Annotated in this window: 11 protein-coding genes; 3 read left to right on the plus strand and 8 right to left on the minus strand. The window is 69.0% G+C overall.

Annotated features, from left to right (window positions below):
• Positions 1-254 precede the first annotated feature (254 nt).
• The 3 genes from ACZ4N4_RS46225 to thyX form a co-directional block, all read right to left on the minus strand.
• Positions 255-1,940: a ribonuclease J gene (locus ACZ4N4_RS46225; RefSeq protein WP_467600916.1), complete on the minus strand. Its 1,686-nt coding sequence runs from the start codon at positions 1,938-1,940 to the stop codon at positions 255-257.
• Between the two features lie 156 nt (positions 1,941-2,096).
• A complete protein-coding gene (dapA, locus tag ACZ4N4_RS46230) occupies positions 2,097-2,996 on the minus strand; it encodes a 4-hydroxy-tetrahydrodipicolinate synthase (RefSeq protein WP_453576027.1) in 900 nt (299 codons plus the stop codon).
• Between the two features lie 235 nt (positions 2,997-3,231).
• Positions 3,232-3,972, minus strand: a complete 741-nt coding sequence (thyX, locus tag ACZ4N4_RS46235) for an FAD-dependent thymidylate synthase (protein ID WP_453576030.1) — start codon at positions 3,970-3,972, stop codon at positions 3,232-3,234.
• 222 nt (positions 3,973-4,194) lie between these two features.
• On the opposite strand from thyX, the gene ACZ4N4_RS46240 reads away from it, so the two are divergent.
• Complete coding sequence (locus ACZ4N4_RS46240; protein ID WP_467600920.1) at positions 4,195-4,458, plus strand: hypothetical protein; 264 nt, start codon at positions 4,195-4,197, stop codon at positions 4,456-4,458.
• Positions 4,459-4,548: 90 nt separating this feature from the next.
• A complete protein-coding gene (locus tag ACZ4N4_RS46245; RefSeq protein ID WP_467600923.1) occupies positions 4,549-5,103 on the plus strand; it encodes a hypothetical protein in 555 nt (184 codons plus the stop codon).
• Between the two features lie 76 nt (positions 5,104-5,179).
• Here the strand turns inward: ACZ4N4_RS46245 and ACZ4N4_RS46250 are convergent, their stop codons facing one another.
• The 5 genes from ACZ4N4_RS46250 to rpsO all read right to left on the minus strand — a co-directional run bounded on the left by ACZ4N4_RS46250 (position 5,180) and on the right by rpsO (position 10,637).
• The gene (locus tag ACZ4N4_RS46250; protein WP_450768566.1) at positions 5,180-5,632 is read right to left on the minus strand and encodes a tetratricopeptide repeat protein; all 453 of its coding nucleotides are present in this window, start codon (positions 5,630-5,632) and stop codon (positions 5,180-5,182) included.
• A gap of 15 nt (positions 5,633-5,647) precedes the next feature.
• Positions 5,648-6,400, minus strand: coding sequence for a 4-hydroxy-tetrahydrodipicolinate reductase (dapB, locus tag ACZ4N4_RS46255; RefSeq protein WP_467600926.1), 753 nt, complete (start codon positions 6,398-6,400; stop codon positions 5,648-5,650).
• Positions 6,401-6,426: 26 nt separating this feature from the next.
• Positions 6,427-7,806, minus strand: a complete 1,380-nt coding sequence (locus ACZ4N4_RS46260) for a M16 family metallopeptidase (RefSeq protein ID WP_467600929.1) — start codon at positions 7,804-7,806, stop codon at positions 6,427-6,429.
• Positions 7,803-10,025: a polyribonucleotide nucleotidyltransferase gene (locus ACZ4N4_RS46265; protein ID WP_450768569.1), complete on the minus strand. Its 2,223-nt coding sequence runs from the start codon at positions 10,023-10,025 to the stop codon at positions 7,803-7,805. The genes ACZ4N4_RS46260 and ACZ4N4_RS46265 overlap by 4 nt, the downstream gene beginning before the upstream one ends.
• A gap of 324 nt (positions 10,026-10,349) precedes the next feature.
• Complete coding sequence (rpsO, locus tag ACZ4N4_RS46270) at positions 10,350-10,637, minus strand: 30S ribosomal protein S15 (RefSeq protein WP_004924725.1); 288 nt, start codon at positions 10,635-10,637, stop codon at positions 10,350-10,352.
• Positions 10,638-10,919: 282 nt separating this feature from the next.
• Here rpsO and ACZ4N4_RS46275 point away from each other — a divergent pair, with 282 nt between their 5' ends.
• Positions 10,920-11,213, plus strand: coding sequence for a DUF397 domain-containing protein (locus tag ACZ4N4_RS46275; RefSeq protein WP_123973668.1), 294 nt, complete (start codon positions 10,920-10,922; stop codon positions 11,211-11,213).
• Positions 11,214-11,345 lie beyond the last annotated feature (132 nt).

Raw genomic sequence — 11,345 nt, forward strand, 5'->3', positions numbered from 1 at the left:
TGCGTTTCCGACTCTATCAGATCTTCTTCCGATCCGATTTCCTCGGTGCTTTCCAGGTTCTCGCTCTCGCGTTTCCCTTTCCGGCGGTTCCGACTTTATCAGAAGTTCTGAGTCGGAATTTCCACCCGGTCCGGGGAACCGGATCCAGTCCATGAAGCACTGGGGTTCCCGGCTGGGCGGAGCCGTAAACGTACTGGAGCGGGGGGCCTCGATGCAAATCGAGGCGCCCCGCTCCTGGTTGACGCGTGCGCGGGTCAGACCTCCACGACGACCGGGAGGATCATCGGCCTGCGGCGGTACGTGTCCGAGACCCACTTGCCGAGGGTCCGGCGGATGAGTTGCTGCAGCTGGTGGGGCTCCACCACGCCGTCCTGGGCCGAGCGTTCCAGGACCTCCGAGATCTTCGGGACGACCGCCCCGAACGCCGAGTCGTCGATGCCGGAGCCGCGGGCCTGGATGTGCGGGCCGCCCGTGATCTTGCCGGTGGAGGAATCGACCACGACGAAGACCGAGATGATGCCCTCGTCGCCGAGGATCTTGCGGTCCTTCAGGGCCGGCTCACCGACGTCGCCGACGGAGAGACCGTCGACGTACACATAACCGGCCTGGACCTTGCCGGAGATCTTGGCCTTGCCCTCGACCAGGTCGACGACCACGCCGTCCTCGGCGATGACGATGCGGTCGTGCGGGATGCCGGTCAGGGCGCCGAGTTCGGCGTTGGCACGCAGATGGCGCCATTCGCCGTGGACCGGCATCAGGTTCTTCGGCCGGCAGATGTTGTAGAAGTACAGCAGTTCACCGGCGGAGGCATGGCCGGAGACATGCACCTTGGCGTTGCCCTTGTGGATGACGTCGGCGCCCCACCGGGTCAGACCGTTGATGACGCGGTAGACCGCGTTCTCGTTCCCGGGGATCAGGGAGGACGCCAGGATGACCGTGTCGCCGTCGACGATGCGGATCTGGTGGTCGCGGTTGGCCATCCGGGACAGGGCGGCCATCGGTTCGCCCTGGGAGCCCGTGCAGACCAGGACCACCTGGCTGTCCGGGAGGTCGTCGAGCGTCTTGACGTCCACGACGAGGCCCGGCGGGACCTTGAGGTAGCCCAGGTCCCGGGCGATGCCCATGTTGCGGACCATGGAACGGCCGACGAAGGCGACCCGGCGGCCGTACTCGTGGGCCGCGTCCAGGATCTGCTGGATGCGGTGGACATGGCTGGCGAAGCTCGCCACGATGATCCGCTTGCGGGCTCCGGCGAAGACCTGGCGCAGGACGTTCGAGATGTCGCGCTCGGGCGGGACGAAACCCGGCACCTCGGCGTTGGTCGAGTCGGCCAGAAGAAGGTCGATGCCTTCCTCGCTCAGCCGCGCGAACGCGTGCAGATCCGTCAGCCGGTGGTCCAGCGGGAGCTGGTCCATCTTGAAGTCGCCGGTGTGCACCACCATGCCGGCCGGGGTGCGGATGGCCACGGCCAGGGCGTCCGGAATGGAGTGGTTGACGGCGACGAACTCGCAGTCGAAGGGGCCGATGCGCTCGCGCTGGCCCTCCGCCACTTCCAGGGTGTACGGGCGGATGCGGTGCTCCTGGAGCTTCGCCTCGATGAGGGCGAGGGTCAGCTTGGAGCCGATGAGCGGGATGTCCGGCTTCTCGCGGAGCAGGAACGGGACGCCGCCGATGTGGTCTTCGTGGCCGTGGGTGAGGACGATGCCCTCGATGTCGTCGAGGCGGTCCCGGACGGACGTGAAGTCCGGCAGGATCAGGTCGATTCCGGGCTGCTCCTCCTCGGGGAAGAGCACTCCGCAGTCGACGATCAGCAGACGACCGCCGTACTCGAAGACGGTCATGTTTCGGCCGATCTCGCCGAGCCCGCCGAGCGGGGTGACGCGCAGGGCGCCCTCGGGGAGCTGGGGCGGCGAGCCGAGTTCAGGATGCGGATGACTCAAAAGACTCTCCTCACCACGCACGCCACGTACCGGTCGGGCACGTGGCGTGCGTGACGTTCGTGCATAAGCAGTTGTCGTTGTGGGATGCGGGCACCGGTGTCCCGCCGTATTCAGTTGTTAAGCCTTGCTACGCGGGCATCCGCGCGAAGTCTGTTGTCAGAGCTGTACCCCGCCGGCAGCAAGATCGATCTTGAGCTGGGCGATCTCGTCGGCCGAACATTCGACCATGGGGGCACGCAGCGGCCCGGCAGGCAGCCCTTGGAGGGTCAGCGCGGCCTTGGTCGTCATGACGCCCTGGGTGCGGAACATGCCGGTGTAGACCGGGAGCAGCTTCTGGTGGATCTCCGCGGCCTTCTGTACGTCACCGGAGGTGAAGGCGTCGACGAGGGCCCTGAGGTCCGGGGTGACGACGTGGCCGACGACGGAGACGAAGCCGACGGCGCCCACGGAGAGCAGCGGCAGATTGAGCATGTCGTCGCCGGAGTACCAGGCCAGGCCGGACTGGGCGATGGCCCAGCTCGCGCGGCCGAGGTCGCCCTTGGCGTCCTTGTTGGCGACGATCCTCGGGTGCTCGGCGAGGCGGACGAACGTCTCGGTGCTGATCGGGACGCCACTGCGGCCGGGGATGTCGTAGAGGATGACGGGCAGCCCGGTGGCGTCGGCGATCGTCGTGAAGTGCCGGTACAGGCCCTCCTGAGGGGGCTTGTTGTAGTACGGCGTGACGACCAGCAGGCCGTGTGCGCCGTCCCGCTCGGCCTGACGGGCCAGTTCGACGCTGTGGTGGGTGTCGTTGGTGCCGACGCCCGCCACGATGTGGGCGCGGTCGCCGACCGCCTCCAGTACGGCTCGTACCAGGTCCGATTTCTCCGCGTCGCTGGTGGTGGGCGACTCACCGGTGGTGCCGTTGATGATCAGGCCGTCGTTGCCTGCGTCCACCAGGTGGGTAGCGAGCCGCTGCGCGCCCTCGAGGTCGAGTGCGCCGTCCGCCGTGAAGGGCGTGACCATGGCGGTGAGGACCCGCCCGAAGGGGGTCTGCGGAGTGGAGGTCGGAGCCATGGGTTACACGCTACTCGGTGCTCACGGCGCGGTCTGCCCTTGGGGTGCGGGGAAAGTCCGGACAAATGCGGAGCCCGGCACTGCCTGCTCGGGGGTTCAAGCAGTGCCGGGTCCGTTTGATCAGGCTAGATGAACTTCGCTAAATGCCGCAATACGGACACCTCGCCAGGCTGATCCGTACATCTGTGCCGAGCACGACAAGACGCGCGAGCCACCGGGCGACGGAACGGCCTGGTTACGGCGCGACACGGCCGTTGGCGTTGAAGGCGGCGTGGGTGAGCGGCATGAGCCCGGCCCACTCCGCCTCCATCTTCTCGCCGACCATCTCGATCTCCCGCTGCGGGAAGGACGGCACCTTGGCCAGCTCGTGCTGGGTGCGCAGGCCGAGGAAGTGCATCAGCGAGCGGGCGTTGCAGGTGGCGTACATCGAGGAGAAGAGCCCGACGGGCAGCACCGCCCGGGCCACCTCACGTGCGACACCGGCGGCGAGCATCTCCTGGTAGGCCTCGTACGCCTCGCGGTAGGAGTCCTCCATCACCCGGCCGACGAGTTCCTGCTGGGCCTGGGTGCCCTCGACGAAGACGTACTTGCCGGGGCGGCCTTCCTGGACGAGCTTGCGGGACTCGCCGGGGACGTAGAAGACGGGCTGGAGCTCGCGGTAGCGGCCGCTCTCCTCGTTGTAGGACCACCCCACCCGGTGCCGCATGAACTCGCGGAAGACGAAGATCGGGGCGCTGATGAAGAAGGTCATCGAGTTGTGCTCGAAGGGGCTGCCGTGCCGGTCCCGCATCAGGTAGTTGATCAGGCCCTTGGAGCGCTCGGGGTCCTTCTTCAGCTCGTCCAGGGACTGCTCGCCGGCGGTGGAGACTCGGGCGGCCCACAGCACGTCGGAGTCGGCCGCGCTGTGCTTGACCAGCTCGACGGTGACATCGCTCCGGAAGCTGGGCTTGAGGTCGTCGGCGGGGGTGTCGGTCACGGCTCGGAGGGTCCTTCCATCACTTCTCTCGGGCGGCGCCCACTCTACGGCCCGGCACTGACATCAGGGCGTTCGGTACCGGGGCGCGACATCTTTGGCCAACTTCGGTGAAGTTCTGTGAATTCGGGGCAACCGGGCACCTATCGCTCCGTTCGCTCGTCTGTGTTGGTGAGGGCGATTCGTTCGATCCCGTCCCGCAGTCCCAGAGAGGAGACGCCCCCGATGTTCCTCCCCCAGCGTCCGCTGGGAGGCGCCTCCAGGCGCCAACCCGTACCGTTCGCCTTCATCGCCGAAGCCGACAGTTTCCGCAGCAATGTCACGCCCCCGCCCCGTCAGCGGTCGTCCGTGGGTCAGATAGCCGGGCGGTGGCTGTTCGGGCTCACCATCGTCGCCGGGATGGTGGGCTCGTTGGTCCTGGGCATGCCGGCGCTGTCCACGCCGTCCGACAGCGGGACCCAGCAGTCACAGGCCTCCCAGGGGCACTGACTCTTCCGGCCCCCCGCGAGTGGTGAGCGGGAACACGGCCGGATAGCCTCACCGGGCACAGCCCATGCATGGATTGAGTGAGGACCAGCCGTGCCCCTGCCCTTCCTGATGGCCGACCGCACCGATGACGCGGCGCTCGACAGTCCCCTGCCCTACGACGACCGGGACCGCTGGCGGCGCCCGTACCGGCCCGGGCCGTGGCGGGTGGGCGGAGCCGCCCTGTGGCTGCTGCTCGCCTCGTTCGTGCTGTTCGCGGCGGTCGCGCTGGCGCTGACCGGCTCGCTCTCCTCCGCCGGCGCGGTCCTCGGCATCGCGCTGCTGATCATCGCCGCCGCCCTGCGGATACTGCGCATGGGCGTGTGGGTGAGCGCGCGCGGAGTGCGCCAGATCGGTCTGCTGCAGACCCGGACCGTGCCCTGGAAGCGGGTCGTCTCGGTGCGCACGGCGCAACAGCCGGTGCGCTGGCTGGGGCTGCCGCGCACGGTGCAGGGCCAGGCCCTGACGCTCGTACGCAAGGACCGCTCGGCGGCCGACACGGAGCCGTTGCTGACCACCCATGGGATGGACTTCCTGGGCCGGGCGTCGGCCTTCGACCGTGCGGCGGACGCGGTGGAGGCGTGGGCGGCGCAGTACGGGCGCGGCTGAGCGGCATCCGATGGCATACGGCAGGGGCCGGTCCGCACCAGGCGGACCGGCCCCTTTCGTATGTGCGGGCTGCCGTTCAGGCCTCCACCGGCCTGCCGTCGTGCAGGGCGATGGCGCGCTGCATCGCCTTGCGGGCGCGCGGGGTGTCGCGGGCGTCGTGGTAGGCGACGGCGAGCCGGAACCAGCTGCGCCAGTCGTCGGGGGCGGCCTCGGTCTCGGCCTTGCGCTTGGCGAAGACCTCGTCGGCGGAGTCCCGGTCGATGCGGCCGCCGGGGGTGCGCTTCAGTTCGTCCACGGGCAGGCCGCCCTCGGCGTCGAGTTCGGCGGCCAGGGCGTTGGCGCGGCGGACGAACTGGGTGTTCTTCCACAGGAACCACACGCCGATGACCGGCAGGATCAGCACCGCCACCCCGAAGGTGACGGTGAGGACCGTGCCGGTCTGGATGAGCATCACGCCCCGGCTGCCGACCAGGACGAAGTAGAAGACCAGGACGGCGGCCGTGAGGGCGTAGGAGAGCTTCGCGCGCATGTCAGAGGTCTCGTATCAGCCCAGGTCCAGGAAGTTTTCCAGGCCGATGGTCAGGCCCGGAGCGGTGACCACGCGGCGGGCGCCGAGCAGGATGCCCGGCATGAAGCTGCTGTGGTGCAGGGAGTCGTGGCGGATGGTGAGGGTCTCGCCCTCGCCGCCCAGCAGGACCTCCTGGTGGGCCAGGAGGCCGCGCAGGCGGACGGCGTGGACGGGGATTCCGTCGACGTCGGCGCCGCGTGCGCCGTCCAGGGCGGTGACGGTGGCGTCCGGGGCCGGGGCGGTGCCGGCCGTGCGGCGGGCCTCGGCGATGAGCTGGGCGGTGCGGGTGGCGGTGCCGGAGGGGGCGTCGACCTTGTTCGGGTGGTGGAGTTCGACGACCTCCACCGACTCGAACCAGGGCGCGGCGATCTGCGCGAACTTCATCGTCAGCACGGCGCCGATCGAGAAGTTCGGGGCGATGAGCACGCCGGTCTCCGGGGACTGCTCCAGCCAGCCCGTCAGCTGCGCGAGGCGCTCGTCGGTCCAGCCGGTCGTGCCGACGACGGCGTGGATGCCGTGGCGCACACAGAAGTCGAGGTTGCCCATCACCGAGGCGGGCGTGGTCAGTTCGACCGCGACCTGGGCGCCGGACTCGGCCAGCGCCTCCAGCTTGTCGCCCCGGCCGAGGGCGGCGACCAGCTCCATGTCCTCGGCGGCCTCGACCGCCTTGACCGCCTCGGACCCGATACGGCCCTGGGCCCCGAGGACCGCCACACGCAGCTTGCTCATCTTCTTCGTTCCTTACCGGTGGTGTGTCAGGCGACGGCGTCGTGCAGGCGTGCGGCCTGTTTGTCCTTGAGCGGGCCGATGACGGACAGCGACGGGCGCTGTCCCAGGATGTCGCGGGCGACGGAGCGGACCTCGTCCGGGGTCACCGCGGCTATCCGGGCCAGCATGTCGTCGACGGACATCTGCTCGCCCCAGCACAGCTCGCTCTTGCCGATCCGGTTCATCAGCGCGCCGGTGTCCTCCAGGCCGAGCACCGTCGAGCCCTGGAGCTGGCCGACGGCACGGCCGATCTCCTCGTCCGGCAGGCCGTGCTCGGCGACCTGGTCCAGTTCGTCCCGGCAGATCTTGAGGACGTCGTGGACCTGCGAGGGCCGGCAGCCGGCGTACACGCCGAACAGTCCGCAGTCGGCGAAGCCCGAGGTGTACGAGTACACGCTGTAGGCCAGGCCGCGCTTCTCGCGGACCTCCTGGAAGAGCCGGGAGGACATGCCGCCGCCGAGGGCGGTGTTGAGCACGCCGAGCGCCCAGCGGCGGTCGTCGGTGCGGGGCAGCCCGGGCATGCCGAGGACGACATGCGCCTGTTCGGTCTTGCGGCCGAGGAGTTCGACGCGTCCGGCGGTGCGGATGGTGCGGCTGCCGTCGCGGGGGCCGATGGGGGCCGCGTCGGCGGTCCGGAAGGCGCCGGCCTTCTCGAAGGCCGCGCGGACCTGTCGTACGACCTTGTTGTGGTCGATGTTGCCGGCCGCCGCCACCACCAGGTGGGTGGGGTCGTAGTGCTTCTTGTAGAAGCGGCGGATGCGGTCGGCGGTGAGGGCGTTGACCGTGTCCACCGTGCCGAGGACCGGGCGGCCGAGGGCGTTGTCGCCGAACATGGTGTGCGCGAACAGGTCGTGCACGCAGTCGCCCGGGTCGTCCTCGGTCATGGCGATCTCTTCGAGGATCGCGCCCCGCTCGACGTTGACGTCGTCCTCGAGGATCAGCGAGCCGGTCAGCATGTCGCAGACGACGTCTATCGCGAGCGGCAGGTCGGTGTCGAGCACGCGCGCGTAGTAGCACGTGTACTCCTTCGCCGTGAACGCGTTCATCTCGCCGCCGACCGCGTCGATGGCGGAGGAGATGTCCAGGGCGGAGCGCCGCGTGGTGCCCTTGAAGAGCAGGTGCTCCAGGTAGTGCGTGGCGCCGTTCAGGGCCGGGGTCTCGTCGCGGGAGCCGACGTGGGCCCAGATGCCGAAGGTCGCGGAGCGCACCGAGGGCAGGGTCTCGGTGACGATGCGCAGGCCCCCGGGGAGGGTGGTCTTGCGGACCGTACCGATGCCGTTCTCGCCCTTGATCAGGGTTTGGGTACGGGCGACGGCCCGCGCCTCCGAAGAGGTGCGGGCCGTCGTCGTGGAGCTGCTCGACGTCACTTGTCGGTGTCGTCCTTTGCGTCCTCGTCGGAACCTTCCTCGCCCTCGATCACGGGGATCAGGGAGAGCTTGCCGCGGGAGTCGATCTCGGCGATCTCGACCTGGACCTTCTGGCCCACGCCGAGGACGTCCTCGACGTTCTCCACGCGCTTGCCGCCGGCCAGCTTGCGGATCTGCGAGATGTGCAGCAGACCGTCCTTGCCGGGCAGCAGGGAGACGAACGCACCGAAGGTGGTCGTCTTCACGACCGTGCCCAGGTAGCGCTCGCCGACCTCGGGCATCGTCGGGTTGGCGATGCCGTTGATCGTGGCGCGGGCGGCCTCGGCGGCCGGGCCGTCGGAGGCGCCGATGTAGATCGTGCCGTCGTCCTCGATGGTGATCTCGGCGCCGGTGTCCTCCTGGATCTGGTTGATCATCTTGCCCTTGGGGCCGATGACCTCGCCGATCTTGTCCACGGGGATCTTGACGGTGATGATCCGCGGGGCGTTCGGGGACATCTCGTCCGGCTTGTCGATCGCTTCCATCATCACGTCGAGGATGTGGAGGCGGGCGTCCCGGGCCTGCTTGAGGGCGGCGGCCAGGACGGAGGCCGGGATGCCGTCCAGCTTGGTGTCGAGCTGGAGGGCGGTCACGAACTCCTTGGTGCCGGCGACCTTGAAGTCCATGTCACCGAAGGCGTCCTCCGCACCGAGGATGTCGGTGAGGCTGACGTAGTGCGTCTCGCCGTCGATCTCCTGGGAGATCAGGCCCATGGCGATACCGGCGACCGGGGCCTTCAGCGGCACACCGGCGTTCAGCAGCGACATGGTGGAGGCGCAGACCGAGCCCATGGACGTCGAGCCGTTGGAGCCGAGCGCCTCGGACACCTGACGGATCGCGTAGGGGAACTCCTCGCGGGTCGGCAGGACCGGGACCAGGGCGCGCTCGGCGAGGGCACCGTGGCCGATCTCGCGCCGCTTCGGGGAGCCGACGCGGCCGGTCTCGCCGGTGGAGTACGGCGGGAAGTTGTAGTTGTGCATGTAGCGCTTGCGGGTCACCGGGGAAAGGGTGTCCAGCTGCTGCTCCATCCGGAGCATGTTGAGGGTGGTGACGCCCAGGATCTGGGTCTCGCCACGCTCGAACAGCGCCGAGCCGTGCACCCGCGGGATGGCCTCGACCTCGGCGGCCAGGGTGCGGATGTCGGTGACACCGCGGCCGTCGATGCGCTTCTTCTCCTTGATCACGCGCTCGCGGACCAGCTGCTTGGTCAGCGAGCGGTACGCGGCGGAGATCTCCTTCTCGCGGCCCTCGAACTCCGGGAGCAGCTTCTCGGCGGCCAGACCCTTGACGCGGTCCAGCTCGGCCTCGCGCTCCTGCTTGCCGGCGATGGTCAGCGCGGCGGCGAGCTCCGGGCGGACGGCGGCGGACAGCGCCTCCAGGATGTCGTCCTGGTAGTCGAGGAAGATCGGGAACTCGCCGGTCGGCTTGGCGGCCTTCGCGGCGAGGTCGGCCTGGGCCTTGCAGAGCACCTTGATGAAGGGCTTCGCGGCGTCCAGACCGGAGGCGACGACCTCCTCGGTCGGCGCCTCGGCGCCGCCCTGGACCAGCTGGATGGTCTTCTCGGTGGCCTCGGCCTCGACCATCATGATCGCGACGTCGCCGTCCTCCAGGACGCGACCGGCGACCACCATGTCGAAGACGGCGTCCTCGAGCTCGGTGTGCGTCGGGAACGCGACCCACTGGCCGTTGATCAGCGCGACGCGGACGCCGCCGATCGGGCCGGAGAAGGGCAGACCGGCCAGCTGGGTGGACGCGGACGCGGCGTTGATCGCGACGACGTCGTACAGGTGGTCGGGGTTGAGCGCCATGATGGTGGCGACGACCTGGATCTCGTTGCGCAGGCCCTTCTTGAAGGACGGGCGCAGCGGGCGGTCGATCAGGCGGCAGGTGAGGATCGCGTCCTCGCTCGGCCGGCCCTCACGGCGGAAGAAGGAACCGGGGATCTTCCCGGCCGCGTACATGCGCTCCTCGACGTCCACCGTGAGGGGGAAGAAGTCGAGCTGGTCCTTGGGGTTCTTGGAGGCGGTGGTGGCCGACAGCACCATGGTGTCGTCGTCCAGGTACGCCACGGCGGAGCCGGCGGCCTGCTTGGCCAGGCGGCCCGTCTCGAAGCGGATGGTGCGGGTGCCGAAGGTGCCGTTGTCGATGACGGCCTCGGCGTAGTGGGTCTCGTTCTCCACTAGCGTTTTCTCCGTTACTTTCGTCTGCGTTACGTCTTTTGTCCCGATCTGCCCGTGTGGCAGGGGGACGGTCCCGGAGAAGCGCGCCGTGCTGTGCGGGCCGGTCTTCGATCGAAGCACCCGGGGCTCGCTTCCCCCCGGGGGCCACTACCGAGGACCGGCGGCGGCTTGGGTGCGCTTCTCCTTGTTCGTTGTCGTGCTGTGTCGTGCGTATTGCGTTGTGCTACCACACTACAAAGCGTGAGTGACACTCCGCACGTTTCCGCATGTACGGCAAAGGGAGCGGCCCCGGGTCTCTCCGGGAACCGCTCCCTTCACGGCGTCTTACTTGGCGCCCGCCGCACCGCGGCGGATGCCCAGGCGGTCGACCAGCGCACGGAAGCGCTGGATGTCCTTCTTCGCCAGGTACTGCAGGAGGCGACGGCGCTGACCGACCAGGATCAGCAGACCACGACGGGAGTGGTGGTCGTGCTTGTGGGTCTTGAGGTGCTCCGTCAGGTCGGAGATCCGACGGGAGAGCAGAGCCACCTGGACCTCGGGGGAGCCGGTGTCACCCTCCTTGGTACCGAACTCGGAGATGATCTGCTTCTTCACTGCGGCGTCGAGCGACACGCGTACTCCTCATAGTCTGTGAGTGCCCACCGAGCGCCCCCGGTCTTCATCGCGGGGGAGCTTCCACAACTCGGGAGGCTGGGATCCGTCGGGCGCGGCCTCAGGGGTCCACGGGGGACTCCGGGGGTGCGTACACAAACGGCCGTCGACCAGGGTACCAGTGCCGGAGTACGAGAATGTCCGGGACGGTCCCGGACCGTGCGAGACAGCCGAAGGCGGTGCGACCGCCAGTAGTGTGACCGTCACAGCGTAGATACGTCGTCGGGAAGGGGTCGCCGCGGGATGAGCGAGACGGCTGAGGAGATGAAGGCGCGCAAGGAGCGGGAGCGGGACGAGCTCTACGCGCTCGACATCTCGGGTGTCGAGTGGCACTGCGCGCCCGGCACCGAGCAGGACGAGGAGCGGGTCGAGATCGCCTACCTGCCCGAGGGTGCCGTGGCCATGCGGTCGTCGCTCGACCCGGACACCGTGCTGCGGTACACGGAGGCGGAGTGGCGGGCCTTCGTGCTGGGCGCGCGGGACGGTGAGTTCGACCTGGAGCCGAACGAGCGCAACGGCGGCCTGGCCGCCCAGTGACCGACGGCCCGGTTGTGGGGGGGGGGGGGCGAGGGTGGGGCCCCCAACAAGGTCGCCTCTCCCGGTTGGTGCCGCCGACCGGAACAACCACACCCCCCGTTCTCCCGCCGGTGGAAAAAAAAACCGGGGAAA

The sequence above is a fragment of the Streptomyces sp. NPDC026538 genome, assembly GCF_055567535.1.